This is a genomic window from Mesorhizobium sp. M1E.F.Ca.ET.041.01.1.1 (assembly GCF_003997355.1).
GTDB lineage: Bacteria > Pseudomonadota > Alphaproteobacteria > Rhizobiales > Rhizobiaceae > Mesorhizobium.
Map to the genome: position 1 here is coordinate 1 of NZ_RZSL01001078.1, position 1,082 is coordinate 1,082.

The window sequence follows — 1,082 nt, forward strand, 5'->3', positions numbered from 1 at the left end:
CCCCTATGCGATGGCCGGCCTGTTCTTCCTGTTTCCGATCATCTTCTTCAGCGTGCTGTTCTGGACCCGCTACAAGAACCGGCCGGACCGGCTCTATATCCTGCTCGGCCTAACGCTCGTCATCGGGGGTTGGATCTATATCGGCCTCGTCTTCGACAAGGATCCGCTGAAGATCGTCCACATCGATCCCAACCAGCTCAACATTTTCGTCGCGGTGGTGTTCGCTTCCAGCCCCGGCGTGTTCCGCATCGTGCGCGGGCTCACCATGGACATCAAGACGCGCGACTATGTGGCGGCGGCGCAGACGCGCGGTGAATCGCCCTGGTACATCATGTTGTGGGAGATCCTGCCCAACGCGCGCGGGCCGCTGATCGTCGATGCCTGCCTGCGCATCGGCTACACGACGATCCTGCTCGGCACGCTCGGCTATTTCGGCCTCGGGCTGGCACCCGAAAGCCCCGACTGGGGCACCGCGATCAAGGATGCGAGCCGCCTGTTGCGCTCCTTCATCCATCCGGCGCTGCCGCCGACGATCGCGCTGATGTCGTTCGTGCTGGGGCTGAACCTTCTGGCGGATTCGCTGCGCGAACAGTCGATGAAGGATTGATGGCGGGGTCTTCGGCCCTACTTGGAAAACAAGGATTGGAGCGACCCATGAACGAGGCAGTTCGAGATCCGGCCAAGCCGACCAATGGGCCGATCATCGAGATCGAGAACCTCTCGATCTCCTTCTTTACACGCAAGGGCGAAATACCGGCCGTGATGGACTTTTCCTGCACGGTCATGCCCGGCGAAGCGATGGGCATCGTCGGCGAATCCGGCTGCGGCAAGTCGACCGTGTCGCTCGGCATCATGCGCGACCTCTCCAACATCGGGAAGATCGTCGGCGGGCGGATCAAGTTCCAGGGCCGGGACATGGGCGAGATGTCCGAGGAGGAGCTGCGCGCCATCCGCGGCAACAAGATCGCCATGATCTACCAGGAGCCGATGGCGAGCCTCAATCCGGCGATGAAGGTCGGCCAGCAATTGATGGAAGTGCCGCTGATCCACGATAAGGTCTCGAAGGATGAGGCCTACAAAAG

At 61.6% G+C, this 1,082-nt stretch carries 2 protein-coding genes; both read left to right on the plus strand.

Annotated elements, in window-relative coordinates:
* On the plus strand, positions 1 to 607 hold a 607-nt coding region (locus EOA38_RS37475; RefSeq protein ID WP_145966334.1), incomplete at its 5' end, for an ABC transporter permease.
* Between the two features lie 47 nt (positions 608 to 654).
* On the plus strand, positions 655 to 1,082 hold a 428-nt coding region (locus tag EOA38_RS37480; protein ID WP_127301570.1), incomplete at its 3' end, for an ATP-binding cassette domain-containing protein.